The following is a 21,816-nucleotide window of genomic DNA, read 5'->3' as shown; positions in this document are numbered from 1 at the left end:
TACCCAAATCTTTAGCGCCCACGTTTACACCCGGAAAAATAAGAAATTAAAACGTTAGTAGTGCTGTTAATTAAGTTGTTTTTAAATGCGTAGAAAAATAAAAAATGCGGATTTATCAGATTTATTAAAGGTAAATACTTACAATATGTAAGTATTTTGATTGTTGCTGTTAATTAGCAATTTACTGAAAAAACAGATAATTATATTGGCTTGTGCGGGCATTCGGCCAATTATTACAGCTTATTGCTTTTGTATTTATTGTGTTTTAATAAATATTATTGAAATAATTATTTATTTTTCTTTGTTTTTAATTGACGTATTAATTATATGGTGCTTACTATGGTTTATTAAAATAACTTTATAAAGTTAATATGAAATACCAAATTGTCGGTGAATTGCTTACAAAATACCGGCAGGTTTTTGCTGCGGCGTGGCAAAGCCGCAAGCAGCAAGATTTACCACCTAAAAGCGCTAACGAGCTTGCCTTTTTACCCGCAGCGCTAGAGCTGCAAGAAAATCCCCCTCACCCCGCCGCCCGCATCACGCTTTGGGCCTTGCTCGCTTTTATCTTGATTGCCTTTACTTGGGCCTGCCTTGGCAAGATCGATATTGTGGCCGTGGCGCCTGGCAGGTTGATTGTGTCTGATCGCAGTAAAACCATTCAGCCCTTAGAGGCAGGGGTGGTGAAATCCATTCATGTGCAAGACGGGCAAATGGTGCAGGCGGGGCAGCTATTGATCGAGCTGGATGGCACCGTTTCTGGCGCAGAAAACACCAAGCAGCAAACCAATCTGCACGATGCAGAATTAAACGCGCTGCGCGCCAAAGCCTTGCTCGCCGCTTTAGATAGCGGGCAAACGCCTGTGGTTAACCATGTGGCGGCGGGTAAGGAACTGCAATCTCTGGAGGCCAGCCGTTTGGCGCTCAGCCAGTGGCAGGAATTACAAGCCAGGCTGTCTACCCTGGATAGCGATACTTCACGCAAGCAAGCCGAGCGGGCGGGGGTGCAAGACCAGATCGCCAGGTTTGAGCAGACCTTACCGATTATTAAGCAGCGCGAAAAAGACTTTCAGGACTTGGCGCTGCAAAACTTTGTTTCCAAACACGGCGTGCTAGAGAAACAGCAGGCCAGAATAGAGGCCGAGCAAGATTTAGCCAACCAGCGGCATAAACAATCAGAGCTGGATGCTGCCATTCGCGGCAATGCCCAGCAAAGAATCGCCATACAGGCAGAGTTTCGCCGCACCCAGCACGATCTGCTTAGCCAAGCCAGCGAGCAAGCCCGCTCGTTTACCCAGGACGTGGTTAAAACTGGGCAGCTGCAAAAACAAACCCGCCTAACCGCGCCCGTTGCCGGAATTGTGCAGCAACTGGCTGTACACACCGTAGGCGGCGTCGTCACCCCCGCGCAAGCCCTGCTGGTGATCGTGCCAAAAGATGAAGCCGTAGAGGCCGAAGTGGTACTGGAAAACAAAGACATCGGCTTTGTCAATGCCGGGCAGGCCGCCGCTATTAAAATTGAAACCTTTAATTACACCAAATACGGCCTAATTGAAGGATTGGTGAAAAACGTTTCATTTGATGCCGTACCAGATAAAAAATTAGGATTGATTTATCAGGCCAGAATCAAATTACACAAAAATAAAATGAATGTTGATGGTAAATGGCTAAAGCTGGCACCGGGAATGGCGGTAACGGTGGAGATTAAAACGGGGCAGCGCAGGGTAATTGAATATTTCTTATCGCCACTCATGGCGCATGTTTCGGAAAGTACGAGGGAGAGGTGAATGCTTAATAGCATGAGTTGGGCAATTTCACTAAAAAAGTTTTAAGTGATCACTCAATAAGCTGGATTTAGGTACCCACAGCAATTCTTATGAAGCCTTTGGCAGGAAAAATTATAAATAAAATTACACCTATATCTCTTTATAATGCCGCATTTCGTTAAGAAAATTCATCATGCAATAAGTGCCGAATGGCTTTTAAGTGGATGAAATGGTGAATATGGGGAGCAGGCCATGTATATGTTTTTGTTGATAAATAAGGGCGATACATGATCACGATAAAAAAATGTTTTTATTTTATTTTGTTTGTTTTTGAACCACTGTTTTTCAAGGGACGCTGGATTATGTGGTTTTTTGCGTTTCTACTGTTGATGATGATGGGAAACACTATTACAGCGATTCGGATGGAAATTCCAAATATTGAAAAAGTTAATCGTATTTCTGGGAAATTTATCAACACCGGCAAAGGTTATCACAAAGGTGTGCTATTCAATATCGGCATTAAAGATGCATATGGAATAACCCATATGTGTGGTTGCGAACCATTGGAATTCTCTAATTGTTTAGGGCGGAAGCCATCCGATCACAGGGAAATACTGGATCAACTTGATGCTGAAATATTAAAGAAATACGTGGCGCAAATGGCAATCGTTAAGTGGCTGGCGGGTCAAGATGGAGAAGTGTGGATGTATCCTAATCGGGGTTTATTTAGCTCTCTAAATTCTTGCTACCAAATATCAACTAATGCCCACACTCTCAGGTCATTTGAGCAGTCTGTTCAGGAATACTCAAAGGTAAAAAACGGGGTCAACGTTTATTCGTTTTGGATCATCATGTTATCTGGAGCAGTGGCTTTACTGATTTTTTTTATTATTCGGATCAATGCATATTTTAAGGAGTAAGACATGCGGCAATTGTCAAAGTAGTTGAGATGTTTTTACGATTTAAGCTGCCTGTAATTCCTCGCTTGTTTTAGGCTCAATGGCCCGACCCGGATTGAGTTGAACTTCGTTTTGCCAGCTCCAGTTCCGAGTAGTATTGCGCCACCGTTCCGGCCGCGCCAAGCGGGCGGTTTGGTAAACCGCATGGCGCTTTTCTAACAGCGCTTTGTCTTGCCCTTGATGCCGTTGTGATGGCGTGACAAATTGAATGCCGCTGTGCCGGTGCGCATGGCTGTACCAATCCACAAAGCGCCTCACCCATTGCCTTGCTTCATCCTGACTGGCAAAGCCTTTATGCGGCCAGGCGGGCCAGTATTTCAGCGTGCGAAACAATGATTCCGCATAGGGGTTGTCATTGCTGACGCGGGGGCGGCTGAAGGACGAGGCGATCCCCAGCATCTCCAGCTTGGCTTTCAGCGTATAGCTTTTCATCGGCGCACCATTATCTGAATGCAATACCAGTGGATTCATACTGCAGCGCTGGGCCAGCACGCTGCGTTGCAGCAGCTCAGCGGCCAGTTCTCCTGTTTCTTCCGCATGCACTTCCCAGCCTACTGGATAGCGGCTGAACAGGTCTTCAATCATATACAGCTTGTAATACTCGCCTTTTATCGGTCCCGGTAACCAGGTGATATCCCACATCCAGACTTGATTCGGGCCGGTGGCGGTGAAGCTGGTTGGTTTGGCTTTGCGCACCACCTTGGCGGCACGGCCACGGTGCTGTAGTTGATTGGCTTGCCGCAGTACGCGGTACATCGTTGATTCAGAAGCCAAATAGCGGCCTTCATCGCTCAGAATGGGGACGATCTGGCTGGGCGGAACGCTGTTAAAACGCGGGCTGTTGCAGACCGATAAAATCGCCTGACGCTCTGTTTCACTCAGCTTGTTCGATGGATTGTTCCGTTTGATCAAAGGCCGCTGATCCGCGGTCACCTTACCAGCCGCTTGCCAGCGATACCAGCTATGCACCGAAATACCGATGGTTTCGCAGGCACGATATAAGCTCGCACCGGCGTGACAAGTCTGTCTGATCCACGTGGTCAGCCGCTCCCGTTGATCCAGTGAGGTCAGTCTTCCCCGGGTTCGCCCCAAAGGGCGCGCACCTTTTTTTGCAGAATCAGCAACGCTGCCGCCTCCGCCAGTGCCTTATCTTTACGCAGAATTTCCCGCTCCAGCTGCTTGTTTTGCTTACGCAGCGTTTTGTTTTCCTGCGCCTGCTCCGGCGTGATGATTTCAGCCAGGCCCTGGGCCTGAATGGAGAGATCGCGCCACTGTTTAACTTGCTCCGGGAATAAACCCTTGGCACGACAATATTCACTCAGCTCGATTTCTGACATGGCAATGGTTTCAACGACCACGGCAAAACGGGTTTGAGCAGACCAGTTTTCATTGCTGCGATGGTGTTCTGGCACGGGGCGACCTTCCTGGCGAAGTTGATTTCGCCAATTGTACAACGTGGCTTCGGAGAGGTTTTCTTGCAATGCCAACTGCCGGATGCTGACCGGGTAAGGAGCAAGCATTTTGCTTAAAATGGCATCTTTACGAGCCTTGGGAATACGCGACATGATAAGTAACCAGCCCCCTGGATAAGTTGGAATCCCTGAAAAGGGAGTATCTCAACTATCCTGACACAGGGGGGTGGTTTGCAGCTAAAGCAATTACAGCTCTACGGCATGGCTGCGGCCTAGACGGAATGGCAAGCCGAGAAAACCAGAAAACCGGCCACGATAGAAGCCTGGCTGGATCATCTGATTGCAGCAGAAGCGGCCGATCGGGAAGTGCGCAGTTTGCGCTATCAGCTCAAGGCAGCTCGCTTCCCGATCCACCGGGATCTGATGGGCTTTGACTGAGCAGAAAGCCCCTTGGCTTGTGCCCTGATTGAGCCACTGGCCACCGCTGCGTTTATGGAGCATGCGCACAATCTGATTCTGGTTGGCGGCATCGGCACGGGCAAAACCCACCTCGCCACAGCATTGGGTGTTGCTGCGGATTATGGACGAACTAGGCTATCTGCCCTTTCCTGCTTCAGGTGGCGCTTTACTGTTTCATTTGCTTAGCCAGCTGTATGAAAAAGCGAGCCTGATCATCACGACCAACCTGTCATTTGGCGAATGGGTCACGGTATTTGGTGACGCCAAAATGACGACAGCGCTGCTGGAGCGAATCACACATCACCGTGAAATTCTGGAAACGGGCAATGATTCGTTCAGGTTTAAACAGCGTAAAAAGGGGCAGAAAACGGGCTGACAAACTGGAAACTTTTGGACGCTGACGGGTGGAAAATATTGGATGCTGATTGACATGCATGATATTTCTCGCCATGAACAAGGGCCAACTATACATTGGGATATGATCACCCAGAACTAAACACCTATATCACTCATTGTTACTTAAATAAATTACAAACAATAAAAACAAGCTATTTTTGCAACATACATAAATTCAAACAAAAAAAACCTCACCAAATGGTGAGGTTTGTAAACCAGGATAATTCACACCTTTCCCGCTAAAACAGTCAAACACAATAATCTATCCATAAATCGGCAGCAGTAAAAATAGCTTAATTAAAATTGCATTGGCAATATCAATAAAGAATGCGCCAACCATGGGTACAACCAGAAAGGCGATGTGCGAGGGGCCGAAGCGTTCGGTTACGGCTTGCATATTAGCAATAGCGGTAGGTGTAGCACCCAGACCAAAGCCACAGTTACCAGCGGCAAAAACCACCGCATCGTAGTTTTTACCCATGATGCGGAAAGTCACAAAGATGGCAAAAAGTGCCATCACGGTCGCTTGCAGCGCCAAAATACCCAGCATAGGCAAAGCCAGAGAGCCCAATTCCCACAAGCGCAAGGTCATTAAAGCCATCGCTAAAAAGAGCGACAGACTGACATTACCCAAGACCGAAACTCCACGATCAAATACTCGATAAAGGCCCAGTGCGGATAAGCCGTTTCTCAGTACCACACCAACAAACAGCACACACACAAAACTAGGTAATTCAAAAGCGGTGCCTTTTAATACGGAGGCTAGCGTCGATCCCGCCATCAGGCTTACTGCGATCAGGGCCAGTGTTTCGATAAATACCTGAGGGGTAATCAGACGCACAGTGTGCGGCCGCTCAAAGGTGGTCGGGCTATCATCGCTATTATGCTCAGAACCTGGGATTTCTACCTTCTTAACCAGATAACGCGCAACCGGGCCACCAATCAGCCCCCCATCACCAGGCCAAAAGTGGCGCAGGCCATGGCAACTTCGGTGGCAGAAGCTAGGCCGTATTTCGCACCAAATACCGAACTCCACGCAGCACCTGTGCCGTGCCCGCCAGACATAGTGATTGATCCGCCCAGCAATCCCAGTAATGGGTTAATGTCCATCGCACTGGCAGCTGCAATCCCGACAATGTTTTGCACAATCAGCATGGTCACGACCACGCCCACAAACACAACCAGTGTAGAGCCCCCTTTTTTCAGGCTGGCCAAATCCGCATTCAGGCCAATACTTGCAAAAAATGCCAGCATCAGCGGTGTTTGCATGCCGGTATCAAACTTCACTTCGACATCTAAACTCAGCCGGGCGATCAGCAGTAAAATAGCAACGAGCAGGCCACCAACAACAGGTTCCGGGATACTGTAATTGCGTAGCGGCGATGACCATTCAACAATTTTGCGGCCTAGTAACAAAACCAGCGATGCTGCCACTAAAGTGCCATAAAAATCGAGTTGAAGCATATGAATCCTTATCTTTTTTATTAATTAATGACATACGTATATTACATAAGAATATTTAGCCACTTTATTCACCCCGTGATTAGACAAGCCATTCTTACTAAAAACAAGCGAGGAAAACCCGACTGAAATGACACTATTTACTGCAATTGGTAAAAATAACTTATTTCAAATGGGATATAAAACCTGTTTTATGCCATTTAAATAAAAAATAGCGAAAATTACCCAAAATCTGCAGCAAAGATCAATGATGCACAATAAGTGCAACCACTTTACGGTTTTCCGAGGTCAGAATATTAAAAGTGCGGCACAATGCACCGGTATCCATTACATCTAACCCGATATGCACAGCCGCCAGAGCACTATAAAGACGCGGATGCGGGAAGCGAATTGTCTTTCCTGTACCTAATAAAACCACTTCGGGCTTATACGCCAGCACCGCACTAAAATCAGCCTCGGTTAAATCATCAAAACCCCAAGGCCGCCAGACGTGTACCTCAGCTCCCGTAACCAGCACATTGCCCTGATACTGCTCGGTATTCACCCGCACGAAATTGTCACCATAGCCCGAGAACTGATTTAAATTTTCAATGGCGGTATGTTGTAATTTCATGATGATTTTCCTATTAAAGACGCACTATTTTAACTTAATTACAGGTTGATACCTTTTTGCATTCATTTTTTTGTTTTCGTAATCACAATAAGTGCAGTACAGCACAATCTTTCGTTAGAATATGAAGCCCTAGCCCATAAGCCGCCGCCATGACGACCATCCTTAAATCAAACAAATTACAAAATGTCTGTTACGAGATTCGTGGGCCTGTTCCTGAGCGGGCGCGTCAGATGGAAGAAGAAGGCCAGCGTATTATCAAGCTGAACATTGGTAATCTGGCTTCCTTTGGCTTTGATGCACCCGAAGAAGTCGTGCAGGATATGATTCGCAACCTGCCCAATTCTGCAGGTTATGTCGATTCCAAAGGTCTGTTTCAGGCGCGTAAAGCCGTCATGCATTACACTCAATCCAAAAATATTGGTGACGTGACGGTAGACGATATTTATATTGGCAACGGCGCATCCGAGCTGATTGTGATGGCGATGCAGGGCCTGCTCAATGATGGCGATGAAGTTTTGGTGCCGATGCCGGATTATCCGCTCTGGACTGCCGCAGTGAGCTTGGCTGGCGGCACGCCGCGCCATTATTTGTGCGATGAAGCCAATGAATGGTATCCGTCGCTGGAAGATATTCGCAGCAAAATTAATGATAAAACCAAAGCCATTGTAATTATCAACCCGAATAATCCAACGGGTGCTTTATATCCTGATTCACTGCTTAAAGACATTATTCAAATTGCACGTGAAAATAATCTGATTATTTATGCCGATGAAATCTACGACAAAGTACTTTACGACGGCGTCACACATACCTCGATAGCATCCCTTGCCAATGATATTTTGTTTGTAACCTTTAATGGTTTATCCAAAAATTATCGCGCCTGTGGCTTCAGGGCTGGCTGGATGTTTGTCTCTGGCAATAAGAAAATAGCCAAAGATTATATCGAGGGACTCAATATCCTCGCTACCATGCGGCTTTGCGCCAATGTGCCTGCCCAATACGCGATTCAAACCGCGCTGGGCGGGTATCAAAGCATTAATGATTTAGTAAAACCCACAGGCCGCCTCGCCAAACAACGCGATCTGGCCTACAAGTTGCTCACGGAGATCCCGGGGGTAAGCTGTGTAAAACCACGAGCAGCGCTCTATATGTTCCCCAGGCTTGATCCGGCCATTTACCCGATTGCCGATGATCAGCAGTTTATTTTAGAGCTATTACAAGAAGAGAAAGTACTGCTGGTACAAGGCACTGGCTTTAACTGGCAACAGCCTGATCATTTCCGTGTGGTGTTCTTACCTAACCTTGATGATCTGACTGACGCCATTGCCCGCATTGCCCGCTTCTTAGAAAACTACCGAAAACGTCACGGCACAGCTTAAGGAATAAAATGAAATGAAACCCATCAATGTAGGTTTATGCGGTGTAGGCACCGTAGGCGGCGGAACAATTACAGTTCTTAAACGTAACGCAATCGAAATCACCCGCCGCGCAGGCCGGCCGATTGTCATTACCATGGCTGCCAACCGTGATCTGATCCGTGCTCGTGAACTCTGTGGCGATGACATCACCCTGACAAGCGATGCTATGGATGTAGTCAACAATCCGGAAATCGACATTGTAGTGGAGCTCATTGGCGGCACCACCATCGCCAAAGATCTGGTCCTGGCCGCCATTGCCAATGGCAAGCATGTGGTCACCGCAAATAAAAAACTGATCGCCGAACATGGTAATGAGATTTTTACCCGCGCCACAGAAAAAGGCGTGATGGTTTCATTTGAAGCCGCCGTAGCGGGCGGTATCCCGATTATTAAAGCACTGCGTGAAGGCCTGACCGCCAATAAAATTGAATGGGTGGCCGGCATTATCAATGGCACATCCAACTTTATCCTCACCGAAATGCGCGATAAGGGCCTGGCCTTTAACGATGTACTGAAAGAAGCACAACGCCTTGGCTATGCCGAAGCCGACCCTACTTTTGATATCGAAGGCCACGATGCCGCGCACAAGCTCACCATCATGAGCGCGATTGCCTTTGGTATTCCGGTGCAATTTGATAAGGCTTACCTGGAAGGCATCAGCAAGCTGGCCGCCATCGATATCCAGTACGCGCAAGAGCTGGGCTACCGCATCAAGCTGCTGGGCATGACCCGCCGCCGCGAGCAGGGTATTGAGCTGCGCGTTGCCCCAACGCTGATCCCTGCCAGACGCCTGATTGCCAATGTAGATGGTGTAATGAATGCCATTTTAGTAAAAGGTGATGCGGTCGGCGCCACCATGTACTACGGCCCTGGTGCCGGTGCCGAGCCTACCGCGTCTTCGGTGATTGCTGATCTGGTGGATATCACCCGCCTGCATACTGCAGACCCAGAGCAACGCGTGCCACATCTGGCTTTCCAGCCTTCGCAAATTGCCGATCTGCCGATTCTGCCTATCGACGAAATCGAAACCTGCTACTACCTGCGCATCAATACCGAAGACAAACCGGGTGTGCTGGCCGATATCACACGCCTGCTTGCCGATAACGATATTTCGGTAGACGCCATGCTGCAGCGCCCGATTGCAGGTGAAGCACGTGCCGATATCATCATCATCACGCATCTGGCAGTAGAAAAACGTGTGAACACCGCCATCAAAGGCATTGAAGCGCTGCCAAGCATCACCGGCGCAGTTGTGCGCTTACGCCTTGAGCATTTAAACGGCTAGTCCATTCAAAATCTAAAAACTCTGTAGACACAGAGGGCACGGAGAAAGGCAAAAGACAGAAAAATGAGAAGACTCTAGTTGATGAGGCAAGGTGGGGGTAACTCACTAATATTTGTTGTATAGCAGCGGCTTGTACCCGCCCTGCAAGACTCAAGCTTCCATTAGGTTTCCCTCGTCTTTGCCCTTCTCCGTGTCTATAGACTTCAAGGTTTATTAAAGGCCTAAAAATCATGCGCTATATCTCTACCCGCGGCGGTATGCCACCTCAGTCTTTTTCTAAAATCCTGCTTGGCGGTTTAGCGCCAGATGGCGGCCTGGTGATGCCAGAAGTGTGCCCCCGCCTGACGCAAGCCGATTTAGAACGCCTCGCCCCCCTGCCCTATGCTGAGCTGGCTTTTGAAGTAATCCGTCTGTTTGTGGACGATATCCCGGAAGCAGATTTAAAAGCACTGATCGCCAAAACTTACACGGCAGAGGTGTTTGGCTCGGCCGACATCACGCCGATCAAAACGCTGGCCCCAAATCTGCATCTGCAACAGCTCTCTAATGGCCCGACGCTGGCTTTTAAAGATATGGCGATGCAGCTGCTCGGCAATCTGTTTGAATATGTGCTGGCGCGTGACGACAAAGAAATCAATATCGTCGGCGCAACTTCTGGCGACACCGGCTCGGCGGCGGAATACGCCATGCGCGGCAAAAAGGGCGTGAATGTGTTTATGCTCAGCCCCGCTGGCAAAATGAGCCCCTTCCAGCGCGCGCAAATGTTCAGCCTGCAAGACGCCAACATCCACAATATCGCGGTAAAGAGCATGTTTGATGCCTGCCAGGATATGGTGAAAGCCATCAATAACAATGCCGCGTTTAAGCAGGATTACAAAATTGGCGCGGTCAATTCGATCAACTGGGGCCGGGTCGTTGCGCAGATTTGCTACTACTTCAAAGGCTATTTTGCCGTAGCCAAAACCGTCGGCGAGCCAGTCGATTTCTGTGTGCCGTCGGGCAACTTTGGCAATATCTGTGCCGGCCATATGGCGCGGCAAATGGGCCTGCCGATTCGCCGCCTGATTGTCGCCACCAATGAAAACGATGTGCTGGACGAATTTTTCAGCAGCGGCGGCTATCACCCGCGCGGCCTTGATCGCACCTTTGAAACATCCAGCCCGTCGATGGATATCACCAAAGCCTCTAATCTGGAACGCTTTGTATTCGATTTGCTGGGCCGCGACGCAGGCAAATTATCCGCTCTGTGGCAAGGCATCGATGCTGGCATCGGCTTTGATTTAAGCGCAGACGATTTTGCCAAAATGCGTGAGGTGTATGGCTTCAGATCCAGCCGCAGCACGCATCAGGACAGGCTCGATAATATCCGCAGCGTGTTTGAGACTTACGGCGTAGAAATCGACCCTCACACCGCCGACGGCTATAAAGCAGCCATCGAGCATAGGGATGCAGATGTGGCCATGGTCATCCTCGAAACCGCCCTGCCCGCCAAGTTTGAAGAAACCATGCTGGAAGCCACCGGCCAGAAACCACAGCGCCCGGCTGCCTTGCAAAACTTAGAAGATTTACCACAGCGCTTTGATGTGCTGGAAGCAGATGTGGCGGCGCTGAAGGCGTATTTGGTGGAAAGGATTAAGGCCTAAAAAGCTGGTGCCGTTCACTTAAGCGGTTTCGCTTGAGTACCCCCTTTGTAAAGGGGGGCCAGGGGGGATTTGAAGTTGATGTTGGGCTTAAATAAGCTAAAAACCACAGGCCAATCCCCCTCAATCCCCCTTTTTCTAAGGGGGAAGCAAAACCAACACCATAAGTGAATGACATTACCCATTGCCCCTTTATCAGCTGCATTACTGTTAAGCAAAAAGATCTTTTAGTGCCTTCGGCACGTTGATTTAGGTGCGGGAATCCCCCGCTGGGGACTCACTTTCTTGAACGGCCAAGAAAGTAAGCAAAGAAGGCCGCCCCGACCAGCACGAAGGCCCCTCGCTGCGGATAATTGGCCCGGCGACAAAGGCTGCTCGCTCGCTGCCTCGCTACCCCTTTGTCGAAACCCCGTGCCAATTATTCCTCGCTCGGCGTGCTTCAAGGGGAAACTTTAGCCCTATGCAACGTATTTAGAAACAACAAACGATTGCAAAGTACTTAAAAAACTCAACTATATAACTTAAATACATAGTTAAATTGTTTGGCTTTGCTTTGGCTTTAGAGAATACTTCACCCCAGCGAATTAATATCACAGCTCATCGCATGGGGCTTAAGTCTCCCCTTGAAGCACGCCGAAGCGAGGAACAAGCGGGTGGGGTTTCGGCGAGGACTGTTTGAGCGAAGCGAGTTCCGCAGCCGCCGCTCGATTGTCCGCAGCGAGGGGCCTTCGTGCTTCGTGGGGCGGCCTTCTTTTGGTACTTTTCTTGGCCGTTCAAGAAAAGTACGCCCCCGCGGTGGCTACCGCTCCAAAATCAACGTGCCGAAGGCACTAAATATATAAATCTTTTGATTCCTTTAATTACACACAATAAAAAACCGGCACAGAACAATTCCTCACCGGCTTTTCGATTTAACTCATGCGGCGTAATGCGTCTGGAAAAACCACCAGACTTATTACGCCCTACAAATTCATTGCGACTTACGGCCTTTACGAAACTTGAAAGTCTTGTTTGGCGACCTTTAATAATCAGATTATTCGTTGGGTTGCTTATAGTTGTTTATGCTATGGGAGAATAGTTCGTTGATAATAGTCACATATCTTTCAGCAAGAAAACCAACTTCTTTATAAGCCATATTTAAGATCATTTTTATTTGTTCGTTGTCTTCAAGTGGCACGTAATTTCTACTATCCATATATTGTTCTATTTTTTCGATAGCGGCGGTATCGTCTCCAAGAAACTCTCGAAAGTCTTTGCCTGCTTTGCGGCTATTGCACGTTTTGCAACTCGGCACAACATTTCCAAGCTTATGCTCACCAAGTTTTTCTTTATTAATTGGTATAGCATGCTCAATGAGGAGTTCGGCTTCTAAAGCACAATAGGCACATTTATATAAGAAATAGTCTTTTGTTAAATTCCAGTCATTTTCAGTAAATGATTCTTGCCCAAGATTGCTGAGAATATTTCTAATGAATAGATTTTGAGAGTTTCCAATGGCTGCCCCTCTGTAGCGGCTGTTAGAGTTATTTTTAAATGGAGATAATGCTTTATGTTCATTATTTGTGCTGTTTTCCAAATTATTTTCTACGGATATTCCTTTCGATTCAATGTATTTTAAGAATGATTCTCTACTTTTCTCAAACCATTGACTTGTAACTCGTACTCGTTTGCTTCGGACTATATATATTTCAGTCCAGTATCTCTTTGATTCTGATTGCTCAATATTTTCAAGCTCTGTGCAAAATGGATAATTCACTCCGAACATGTTTTTTGAGTCTTTATAATCAAGGAGGTGGTATATTTCATCATGCTCAGCAATTTCGCAATTGGAAAAAATATCCTTGATATGTTGTTTTACTAATTCGCCAATTTTCATGAGGTGATTGTCGCCTAACGTCAAAAACAGCAGCACTTAGATTGGGCATACATTATCTACCCAACGAAATACCGAACATAACTAAATGTTGGGCTGATAAAACGCTAGCCCAGCCTACAAGACTACAAATTCATTGCGACTTACGGCTTTGAGTTTTTAATCTTCAATAACCTTGTGACCACATTTTTCACAGATACGATGGCGAGAAAATTCATCCATTGATGCGATAAATGCCCCCAGAAACCAACTCTTTATCGCGCCATGTAAAAACTCTTTAAATTTACTGTTTTTCTCGCCTTTAAACGGATTCGTTTTCCTGACCAAAACAACGACATGGTTCGTATCAGCACCACAAACAGAACAATGACGGATTTCGGAGATATGTTGCATCATTTTTTCTCAATTGAATGTTAAGCAAATATAAACGCCCTGAAATGACAAAAAAATCACCACCTTTGGCGTATAAAAATGCACTCTTTGAAACGCCTTAGCTGGCTTAGCCTGAATTATTCCATAACGTAATACTACTCCAAATTGAACAAAGACTTACACCATATATCTTCCACCAATAAGAAAAATAAAGCTAAATCCAATTGTTTCAGCGCAAAAAAAAGCCCAGCAATAAATCGCCGGGCTTTTTTGCGTATCCAATAAAAAGATTAAACGCGTTTTAGTGCAACACCCTGTGCATCGAACAACAGGCAATTCTTTTCCGGGAATACCACATGGATATTGTCGCCGAATTTAATCACATCGGATTCGGCAGGCAATTTCATACACAGAATTTCGCTGATGCCTTTTACCTGAATATAGGCCAATACAATATCACCTAAATGCTCAACCAGATCAACCCGGGCAGGTACCGAGTTTGCAGCGTCCGCGGTTGCCAGTTGCATATGCTCCGGGCGAATACCGATGGTGACTTTATCCCCTACTTTGCATGGCGAGGCATCGACAGCTGCACGAATCTGGATGCCATCCGGCAGGCGAACGTGGGCAGAGCCATTTTCAATAACCACCAGGTCGGCGTCCAGCAAATTCATTTTGGGCGAGCCCAAAAAGCCGGCAACAAACAGATTGACCGGGTTTTCATACATTTCCAGCGGAGAGCCCACCTGCTGGATTACACCGGCGTTAAACACCACAATGCGGTCTGCCAGCGTCATCGCTTCCACCTGATCGTGCGTCACATAGATCATGGTGGTTTTAAGATCCTGATGCAGCTTGGATAGCTCAACACGCATTTGCAGGCGTAAGGACGCATCCAGATTAGACAGGGGCTCGTCAAACAGGAATACTTTTGGATTACGCACGATCGAGCGACCAATGGCTACACGCTGACGCTGACCGCCAGACAATGCTTTTGGCTTACGATCCAGCAAATGCGTCATTTGCAGGATTTCGGCAGCGCCTTTAACCCGCTGATCGATTTCTTCTTTTGGGGTGCCCGCCAGCTTCAGTGCAAACGCCATATTGTCGTACACGCTCATATGCGGATACAGAGCATAAGACTGGAACACCATGGCGATACCACGCTTGGATGCGTGTAAATCGTTGGCAATCACATCACCAATTTTCAGTTCGCCTTCAGTAATGTCTTCAAGGCCGGCAATCATCCGCAGCAGGGTGGACTTACCGCAGCCCGACGGGCCAACAAAAACCACAAACTCGCCGTCTTTGATTTCTAAATCCACACCTTTGATAACACATACATCTTTGGTGTAGTTTTTCTTGATTCTGCTTAGCGTAACCGAAGCCATATCTGCGATTCCTTACGAACTCTATTTCTAAATGGGGGACCTGCCAATCAGCAGGCATTGCCCCTTGGGGCAAACGTCTCATATGCTTACTTCACCGCACCATCTAAGCCACCGATAAAGTAGCGCTGGGTAAAGGCAAAGAAAATCAATACCGGGATTACGGTCATTACAATTGCCGCCATCACCATGCTGTAAGAGGTCGCAAACGGGCCGGTCAGATCATTAAACACACCCACAGCCAGAGGTAATTTCTCTTTGGAAGAAATCACAATCGAAGGCCAGAGGTAGTCATTCCAGGCGTTCACCAGCGAGAAGATCGCCAGTGATGCAATGGACGGGCCGGAAACCGGTACCATCACCCGCCACAGAATTTGCATCTCTGTTGCGCCATCTACCCTTGCGGCATCAACCAGATCCTGAGGCACAGCTTCAAATGCCTGCTTCATCAGGAAAATACCGAAGGCCGTAGACAGATTCGGAATAACGGCACCAAGCTGGGTATCCAGCAGCCCCATGTGCTTCAGAGTAATAAAGTTAGGAATAATCGCGACTTCGGTTGGCATCATCATCGTGGCCAGAATTGCCACAAAAATGAAGTTGCGTCCCGGAAAGCGCAAACGGGCCAGCGGATAACCCGCCAGTATCGATAACACCACCACACCCACGATGGTCTGAAGCGTCATCCAGGTGGAGTTTTTCATGTAGGTCATAAACGGCATATCATCAAATACACGTTTAAACCACATCAGGCTGATGTCAGTTGGCCAGAATGAACGAGGGAAAAGCCAGGTATTGGAAGGATCAGCCGATAGCGCCACCGACAAAGCCCAGATAAAGGGGAAGGTGGTGAAGATACCAAAACCGATCAAGCCAGCGTACTGGCCTGTCATTGCCAGCGCGGTGCGCAGTTGTTTACCCATTGCCATGATTTCTTATTCCTCGAATTATTTCTTTTCGCCGAAAAAGCGAAACTGAATGGCCGCAAGAATCATGCAGAAAAAGGTTACAACCAGCCCAGCCGCAGCTGCACGGCCAAAGTTGTAATTGCGGAACGCCTGATCGTAAACGTAGAACAGCGCGGTATAGGTATCTGCCTGCCCCTTAGTCAGCACCACGACTTCCTGAAGAATCTTCATCGCTGCAATGGTCGACATCAGGCTGCACAGCAAGATTGTCGGCTTAACCATCGGCACAGTGATCTTCCAGAAGCGCTGGAATGCGTTTGCACCATCCAAAATCGCGGCTTCTTCTACTTCTTTAGGAATCGCTTGCAAGCCCGCCAGGTAGAGCACCATAAACCAGCCAATACCACGCCAGAAGGTAAACAGCATCACGCCAAACAAGGCAATGGCGGGATTCCCCAGCCAATCAACCTGCCCTTCGGAGCCTTGCGGAATCAGATGCAAGGCTTGTAAAAACCAGGTCAGAATACCGTCGTATTTATAAACATTAACCCAAACCACACCGGCAATTGAAATTGCAGTAATAACAGGAATATAAAATGCCGCACGGAAGAAAGTCATTCCGGGCAATTTGTTATTTACTAATTTGGCCAGCAATAAAGCACAAATCTGAATGACCGGCACAATTAAAAGAAAAATTAAGGAGTTTTTCAATGCATTATGAAATAACTCTTCTTTATAAATATATTTAAAATGCTCGAAGTTATTCCAGGTGGCGGCACCATCTGCAATGCTGTAATCATTAAACGCCAAATATGCGTTATACCCTACCGGCCAAAAGGTAAATATACCCATCAGAATAAGGGCCGGCGCCAAAAATAAATAGGCAATGCCTGTATAGCTGCTGGAGTTTTTCACGGCGCTACTCAACTATAATTATAATAATTCGGGGAAAAACGGAATTACCCTGGCGGGTAATTCCGTTCATCAGAGCATAGAAACAGCTAATTATTTTTTACTTCTTTAGCTTTTCATTCCATGCCGCTGCTGCTGTATCTAATGCATCTTTCACAGATTTACGGCCTTCAACTGCATTTTGAATCTCTTCTTGCAACTTCTTAACCATTACAGTTTCATCTGGCAATGTACCCGGAGTCAGTGTCAGAGTACGCGCATTGTCCATTGATTTAGCAGCTACAGCGCGGGCACGGTCAACGACATCGGTGCTCTTGGCTCCCGACTGGAAGTATGGATCCAGGTTTGCTTTCTTGGTCGAAGGCATAGTGGATTCGGTTACCTTAGAAAATGCAAGCTGCTGATCATCATTGGTCAGAAAGATACCCAGTTTAGCTGCAGCAGCCGGATCCTTTGTGCCCTTAGGAATCACAAAATCCATCATCCATGAGCCAAGATTCAGCTTACCTGCATCCAGCGGAAATGGCGCAACTTCGGTTTTCTCGTAGATGGCTTTAGAGTCAGTTTCAGTGCGTTTCAGGCCTTGGGCAGCTGTAGTCATCATGGCAATTTTACCGCTGTTATAAGCAGCGATTTCTTGCTCGAATGCCATCTTGAATACATCTTTAGGCACAACACCTGCTTTGTACAGGTCTGCAAAAGTCTGAATAAAAGCAACGTGCTTAGGCGAGTTAAATACAGCCTTGCCATCTGTTACAACCGGCAGGCCGGCGTAGTAGAAAAAGCCAACCATATCGCTCATTTTAGGTGCGAAAGCAGCTTGGCCTGTCTTTGCTTTAATCTGCTTACCCATTGCTACAAATTCAGCGAATGTCTTAGGTGCAGCTTTAATACCGGCTTTAGCAAAGATATCTTTGTTGTAAGCAATAATTTGTGTGGAGTTATACCAAGGGAAAGCATACATCTGGCCCTTCACCTGCACATCTTTCACCGCATTGGTGGAGTAAGTGGCTTTAGCGGCACCCAGGTACTGATCGATAGGCAGGATAAGACCCTGTGCTGCAAATTCATGCACCCAAGGCACATTAAAGTTAACCAGTGCAGGTGGATTGCCAGCAGCAATCGAAGCGGTCAGCTTGGGCTGAATCTGATCCCAGTTCATGTCAACCCATTTTGCTTTCAGGCCCGGATTAGCTTCATTAAACTTAGCTGCCGATTGCTCAAAATAGCTACTGAACTTTTGCAAATTCATTGTCCAGAATTCTAATTCTGTATCTGCAGCTTGTGCATTAACGCCAGCAAATAATGCTGCACCAACGATTAACATTTTTTTCAGCTTCATCTTGTCTTTCCTCTTGGGTTTTTCGACAAATATTTATATGGATTTAAATCCACACTTTATATTACCGCATCAGATTAACTGCTATTCCAATTAATCTTGCGGTTTTTTATTCTTCCGAATAATCCTATCAACAAATTACTCGAAAGAATTTGATTCAAAACAGAATCAAATCAGGTCATTATTTTTTTGCTACAGCAAACTTTTCATTCCAAAATGCGGCAGCTTCATCCAATGCAGCTTTTACAGGTTTACGGCCAGTAATTGCCTCCTGAATAGCTTCATTTAATTTTTTATTCATTGCCACATCATCAGGCAAACCCGTTACTGTAAGCGTACGTGAAGCCTTAATATGTGTAGCCGCCACTGCAGTGCCTTTTTCTACCGGATCACTCGATTTGGCTCCTGCCTGGAAAAAAACATCATCCAGCGATTTATAGGTAGATGGGAAAGTAGAAGACGCTTTAGCAAAAGCCAGCTGCGAGCTGTCGTTTGTTAAAAATTTTCCCAGCTTAACAGCTGCATCAACGTTTTTAGCGCCTGTCGGCACCGACCACATAAACAGGAATCCACCCAGAGGGGTTTTACCGCCTGCAATTGGGAAACCTGCTACGCCCGTGCCTTCATAAACCTTTGGTGAATCTGTTTTAGTACGCTTAATAGCATGCGCGCCGTCGGTAAACATGGCCAGTTTTTGCGCGCCATAAGCTGCAATACGGTCTTCAAATTGCATTTTGAAAACATCTTTCGGGAAAGCACCTGCCGCATAAGCTGCTTTAAATTGCTCAATATATTTCACATGCGCCGGGCTATTAAATACAGCCTTATTGTCTTTTACAACGTCCAGGCCTTCGTAGAGAAACCAGCCGGAAGTGTCTTCATCCAGCTTCGGAGCAAAACCGCTCACCCCTGTTTTGGCTTTAATCTGAGTTGCTACTTTCAATAAATCGCCAAATGTTTTTGGCTCTTCTTTAATGCCCGCTTTAGCAAACAGATCTTTGTTATAAAACAGCACGCCCGTTACCTGATACCAGGGCATACCGTAAATTTGCTTATCGCCCACATACGTTGCATCCTGGATTGCACCGGGTGTGTAAACATTTTTAAAGCCTGCCACCTGCTTGCTAATAGGCTGGATCATTTTTGACTGGGCAAACTGATCCATCCATGGCTTAGGCAAATTCACAAGAGCGGGCACATTCCCGCTCGCAACAGCCGTAATCACTTTTTGCTGAAAAGCATCCCAGCCCACATCAACCCATACCGCTTCTACTTCGTTTTGCGAAGCATTGAACTTGCTGGTGAGCTCTTTCATGGTTGAATCATATTTTGGCGAAAGGCTGTTAGACCAATACTCGACCTTTACTTTTTCAGCGGCTAATGCACTCATGGTGCTTGCTGAAAAGACTGCTGCGGATACGGCTAAAATGAATTTCAATTTCATTACTGCATCTCCAAAGTAAATCGTTTGCATTGGCACCCAAAAAAAACAGGCACAGCAACCAGCATAAAAATTTATGTCATACGTCAATCAGCTAAAAAACAGGAACAACGCCTCTTTGCCGGGCAGAACCTGCCTTACCTGACGACAAGTAGTTTAGTACCCAGACCGAAAGTGGTATCAACACCCTGGGTAACAAGCAGGGCAAAAGCCGCTTTAAATAAGGATTTTTAGCCGTTCACCATAAAAAAAATACCGAAAACTGGACTTAGTGTTTTTACCTACACAGACTCAGATTACAACAAATTAACGTGCCGGTGAATAGCCAATAGAAAAGGAAAGTGGCACAGGGAGCGGACAGGCGGAAGGGAAGGGAAATGGCCCACAAAAACAAAATGTAGGCAACAACAAAGAGCCGGCATCCAAAACTACGAAACAAAAGAGCAGATATATATCTATATAACAAATACTTACTTATTCAGCTCCACTACAAAATCGTAGTAATCATTGCGAAAATAGGAATGGGTCAGCTCAATCGCCGTGCCGTTGTCCAGATAGCCGATACGGGTTAAATGCAACATTGCATCGCCTGGTGCAACATCAACTAAATCCGAAATAGCCTGAGTTGCGTTGATTGCTGCGATGTTTTGTATCGCACGTACAACAGACAAACGAGCGCTGCGCATATAAGCGTATAAGGAATCGCCCACCAAATTTGGATCAGGCACCAGAGCAAATGGCAGGGTGGTTTCTTCCAGCGCCATGACCACATCATTGGCCATCCGCACCCGTTGCAGGCGGCTGACACGGCTACTCGAAGAAAGATTGAGTTTCAGTTGCTCTTCCGTATTAGCCAGCACCACCTCGCGTTTTATCCAGCGCGAGCCGGGGGTAAAGCCACGCTGAATCAGCATTTCGGATAAATTTGTCAGCTTATTAAGTGGCTGCTCAAGTTTCGGAGTGATATAAGTTCCCGCCCCGTGGCGGCGGATAATCAATCCATCTGCCAGTAAAATATCCAGCGCTTTTCTGGCGGTCACCCTGGAAACCCCAAGGATCTCGCATAAATTACGCTCTGAGGGCAAAGGCTCATCTGCCAGCCAGAACCCCGCATGAATTGCGGCGGCCAGCTTATGACCCAGCTGTAAATAAAGAGGCGTAGCACTGTCTGCATCAGGACGGAGAACCAGTAGTTTTTGTTGCGGCAGCATTTTCGCCTCTTTATGTAAAATCAAGCCAACGCTTGGTAAATCAGAATTAAAGCACCTGCACAGGAATCTTTCTGTGGACGGATGGTGCTCGCTAAAAAGTCTGCCGGAATAAATGGCCGCAGAGCCTCGGATAAACCACCACCACAAATGGCCAATGGCAGATTTGGATTTTGTGCACGCAAAGCCTGACCAATCTGCTCGATTTCCTGACCTGCATCTTGCAGGAAAGCACGAGCATACGCATCACTGGCAGCAAACTCCATGACTACCGGCGACAATGAAGCGCATTCACCCTGCTTCATTTGCCCCATCCAGTTAAAAATCTCTACCTTGGTCTGCCCCGTGATCGAGAGCAACTTACGGCCAAAGTCAGTCACAGGGCGGCGCCCATCCATAATCCGCTGCACATGGTTGATGGCTTTTAAGCCCAAAAATGCGCCACTGCCCTCATCAGAAGTTGGAAAACCCCAGCCCCCCACCTCCAGGCGCTGACCATCTGGCAGCCATGCTTCCCCGATAGAGCCGGTTCCAATCGCGATAATCCCACCATGCTGTCCATTAGTTGCCCCCAGCAGAGTAGAAAAACCATCGGTTTCAACAACAATTTTGCCAAAACCTGGATTTTTTTGCCTGAATTCTTCAGCCCAAACCGGATTATGAACACCCGATATCCCCAGACCCACTGCGCACTGAGCAAAATCCGGCTCAATTTCCAGCTCGGCAAAGCCCGCCCTGATTGCCTGAGCAATGTTAAGCCAGGCTTTATCAATGCCCTGCCCCAAAGCAGATGCAGCCCCTTCAGCACGCACCTTTTCCACACCATCCGGGCCTGCAATACAAATACGTGTACCTGTACCGCCACCATCCACACCGATTAAATATTGAATCTTGCTCATTGTTGGTCTCTTCATCTTATTGTGGTTTAGTTTAAATACCAATTGATATACCTTGTAATACCAATTT

15 protein-coding genes and 3 pseudogenes are annotated in these 21,816 nt (G+C 47.1%); 6 read left to right on the top strand and 12 right to left on the bottom strand.

The annotated features are described in order from the left end of the window. Positions 1-371: 371 nt before the first annotated feature. Both EJO50_RS00625 and EJO50_RS00620 read left to right on the top strand, forming a co-directional pair. A complete protein-coding gene (locus EJO50_RS00625; RefSeq protein WP_125971093.1) occupies positions 372-1,787 on the top strand; it encodes an HlyD family type I secretion periplasmic adaptor subunit in 1,416 nt (471 codons plus the stop codon). Between the two features lie 266 nt (positions 1,788-2,053). Then, a complete protein-coding gene (locus EJO50_RS00620; RefSeq protein WP_125971092.1) occupies positions 2,054-2,686 on the top strand; it encodes a hypothetical protein in 633 nt (210 codons plus the stop codon). 42 nt (positions 2,687-2,728) lie between these two features. Here EJO50_RS00620 and EJO50_RS00615 read toward each other — a convergent pair. Further along, a pseudogene (locus EJO50_RS00615) lies at positions 2,729-4,290 on the bottom strand (IS3 family transposase). 108 nt (positions 4,291-4,398) lie between these two features. On the opposite strand from EJO50_RS00615, the pseudogene EJO50_RS00610 reads away from it, so the two are divergent. After that, positions 4,399-4,972, top strand: a pseudogene (locus EJO50_RS00610) (ATP-binding protein). A 282-nt stretch (positions 4,973-5,254) separates the two neighbouring features. Here the strand turns inward: EJO50_RS00610 and gltS are convergent. Together gltS and EJO50_RS00600 are read right to left on the bottom strand one after the other, a co-directional pair. Continuing rightward, a pseudogene (gene gltS / locus EJO50_RS00605) lies at positions 5,255-6,456 on the bottom strand (sodium/glutamate symporter). Positions 6,457-6,697: 241 nt separating this feature from the next. Continuing rightward, positions 6,698-7,066: an Mth938-like domain-containing protein gene (locus tag EJO50_RS00600; protein WP_125971091.1), complete on the bottom strand. Its 369-nt coding sequence runs from the start codon at positions 7,064-7,066 to the stop codon at positions 6,698-6,700. Between the two features lie 149 nt (positions 7,067-7,215). Here EJO50_RS00600 and EJO50_RS00595 point away from each other — a divergent pair, with 149 nt between their 5' ends. From EJO50_RS00595 to thrC, 3 genes are all read left to right on the top strand, one after another. Beyond that, positions 7,216-8,445, top strand: a complete 1,230-nt coding sequence (locus EJO50_RS00595; protein WP_125971090.1) for a pyridoxal phosphate-dependent aminotransferase — start codon at positions 7,216-7,218, stop codon at positions 8,443-8,445. 13 nt (positions 8,446-8,458) lie between these two features. Continuing rightward, the gene (locus EJO50_RS00590) at positions 8,459-9,769 is read left to right on the top strand and encodes a homoserine dehydrogenase (RefSeq protein WP_125971089.1); all 1,311 of its coding nucleotides are present in this window, start codon (positions 8,459-8,461) and stop codon (positions 9,767-9,769) included. A 230-nt stretch (positions 9,770-9,999) separates the two neighbouring features. Continuing rightward, complete coding sequence (thrC, locus tag EJO50_RS00585; RefSeq protein ID WP_125971088.1) at positions 10,000-11,412, top strand: threonine synthase; 1,413 nt, start codon at positions 10,000-10,002, stop codon at positions 11,410-11,412. 1,030 nt (positions 11,413-12,442) lie between these two features. Here thrC and EJO50_RS00580 read toward each other — a convergent pair. From EJO50_RS00580 to EJO50_RS00540, 9 genes are all read right to left on the bottom strand, one after another. After that, positions 12,443-13,285 carry an HNH endonuclease gene (locus EJO50_RS00580; protein ID WP_125971087.1) on the bottom strand — a complete coding sequence of 281 codons (843 nt, stop codon included), beginning with the start codon at positions 13,283-13,285 and terminating at the stop codon, positions 12,443-12,445. Positions 13,286-13,441: 156 nt separating this feature from the next. Further along, on the bottom strand, positions 13,442-13,678 hold the full coding sequence (locus EJO50_RS00575; protein WP_206434426.1) for a hypothetical protein: 237 nt from the start codon (positions 13,676-13,678) through the stop codon (positions 13,442-13,444). 266 nt (positions 13,679-13,944) lie between these two features. Beyond that, complete coding sequence (locus EJO50_RS00570; RefSeq protein WP_125971086.1) at positions 13,945-15,045, bottom strand: ABC transporter ATP-binding protein; 1,101 nt, start codon at positions 15,043-15,045, stop codon at positions 13,945-13,947. A gap of 86 nt (positions 15,046-15,131) precedes the next feature. Continuing rightward, complete coding sequence (locus EJO50_RS00565; protein ID WP_233702130.1) at positions 15,132-15,971, bottom strand: carbohydrate ABC transporter permease; 840 nt, start codon at positions 15,969-15,971, stop codon at positions 15,132-15,134. 18 nt (positions 15,972-15,989) lie between these two features. After that, complete coding sequence (locus EJO50_RS00560; RefSeq protein ID WP_233702129.1) at positions 15,990-16,865, bottom strand: carbohydrate ABC transporter permease; 876 nt, start codon at positions 16,863-16,865, stop codon at positions 15,990-15,992. 97 nt (positions 16,866-16,962) lie between these two features. Beyond that, a complete protein-coding gene (locus EJO50_RS00555; RefSeq protein ID WP_125971085.1) occupies positions 16,963-18,204 on the bottom strand; it encodes an ABC transporter substrate-binding protein in 1,242 nt (413 codons plus the stop codon). A 178-nt stretch (positions 18,205-18,382) separates the two neighbouring features. After that, positions 18,383-19,645, bottom strand: a complete 1,263-nt coding sequence (locus tag EJO50_RS00550) for an ABC transporter substrate-binding protein (RefSeq protein ID WP_125971084.1) — start codon at positions 19,643-19,645, stop codon at positions 18,383-18,385. Positions 19,646-20,112: 467 nt separating this feature from the next. Then, a complete protein-coding gene (locus tag EJO50_RS00545; protein WP_125971083.1) occupies positions 20,113-20,853 on the bottom strand; it encodes a GntR family transcriptional regulator in 741 nt (246 codons plus the stop codon). Between the two features lie 20 nt (positions 20,854-20,873). Next, complete coding sequence (locus EJO50_RS00540; protein ID WP_164521390.1) at positions 20,874-21,749, bottom strand: glucosamine kinase nucleotide-binding domain-containing protein; 876 nt, start codon at positions 21,747-21,749, stop codon at positions 20,874-20,876. Between the last annotated feature and the right edge of the window lie 67 nt (positions 21,750-21,816).

This window comes from Iodobacter ciconiae, from assembly GCF_003952345.1.
GTDB lineage: Bacteria > Pseudomonadota > Gammaproteobacteria > Burkholderiales > Chitinibacteraceae > Iodobacter > Iodobacter ciconiae.
This window is presented reverse-complemented; position numbering and strand designations above follow the sequence as displayed.